1 pseudogene is annotated in these 1,501 nt (G+C 65.8%); it reads left to right on the forward strand.

What is annotated here, in order from left to right:
- Positions 1–1,501, forward strand: a pseudogene (locus C6W88_RS21765) (hypothetical protein); the annotation flags it as partial.

The following is a 1,501-nucleotide window of genomic DNA, read 5'->3' on the forward strand; positions in this document are numbered from 1 at the left end:
ACCGCCTCGGACACCGACGTTGCCAGTCTGACCTTTACCGCCGGCAGCGACGCCATCACCTCGATCGGTTTTGGTGACACCGCCGACATCAGCGTCACCGGCCTGAATGGCGACCTGATCTGGAGCACCAACAACGCCGGTGAGCTGGAAGGCCGTACCGAGGCCGACGGCGACGCCGTCCTGACCCTGACGCTGAGTCCGGCGGTTGACGCGAACAACCCGATCGCCGCAGGCGAGGAGCAGGTCGTCACCGTGACCGCGACCCTGGCTGAGAGCCTGGCCCACGCGGTCGACGCCGATAGCCTGTCGATCACCGGCATCAGTGTGGTCGGCACCGACACCGACGGTACCAGCACGACGGCAACCGTGGGTGTGAGCGTGGCTGACGATCAGCCGACCCTCGAGATCGCCGATACCGCCGAGACCGTGGTCGAAGGCCAGAGTGCCAACGGCACCTGGACCACCGACGCCGGTGCCGATGGTGCCACGGTGACCGTGACCGCCGGCGGCGTCGACAAGGTGCTGGGCGACGGTGCTACCGATACCGTGACCTTCAATCTTGATGAAGGCACTCTGACCGTCACTGGCGATGGCAGCTGGACCTTTGAGGCCAAGGACAACCTCGACCAGGGCAACAGCCCGTCGATCGATTTCACCATCGCCACCGAAGACAGCGATGGCGACACCGCCACCGACAGTCACACCGTCACCATTACCGACGGCAGCGGCCCGAGTGTTTCGGTCACCGGCAGCGATCCGGCCTCGACCCAGGCCAGCCTTGCGCTGGATGATGCCGACACCGAAGGCACCGCCTCGGATACCGACGTGGCCAGCCTGACCTTTACCGCCGGTAGCGACGCCATCACCTCGATCGGTTTTGGTGACACCGCCGACATCAGCGTCACCGGCCTGAATGGTGAGCTGAGCTGGAGCGTCACCGATGCCGGTGAGCTGGAAGGCCGTACCGAGACCGGCGGCGACGCCGTCCTGACTCTGACCCTGAGCTCTTCTGGTCCTGTGGCCGCGGGCGAGGAGCAGGTCGTCACCGTGACCGCGACCCTGGCCGAGAGTCTGTCCCACGCGGTCGACGCCGATAGCCTGTCGATCACCGGCATCAGTGTGGTCGGCACTGACACCGACGGTACCAGCACAACGGCGACCGTGGGTGTGAGCGTGGCCGACGATCAGCCGACCCTCGAGATCGCGGATACCGCTGAGACCGTGGTCGAAGGCAAGAGTGCCAACGGCACCTGGACCACCGACGCCGGTGCCGATGGTGCCACGGTGACCGTGACCGCCGGCGGCGTCGACAAGGTGCTGGGCGACGGTGCTACCGATACCGTGACCTTCGATCTTGATGAAGGCACCCTGACCGTCGGTCGCGATGGCAGCTGGACCTTTGACGCCAACGCCAACCAGGTACAGAACAGCACCGGCAATCCGTCGATCGACTTCACCATCGCCACCGAAGACAGCGATGGCGACACCGCCACCGACAGCC

It is taken from the genome of Halomonas litopenaei (assembly GCF_003045775.1).
In the GTDB taxonomy this organism is placed as follows: Bacteria; Pseudomonadota; Gammaproteobacteria; order Pseudomonadales; family Halomonadaceae; genus Halomonas; species Halomonas litopenaei.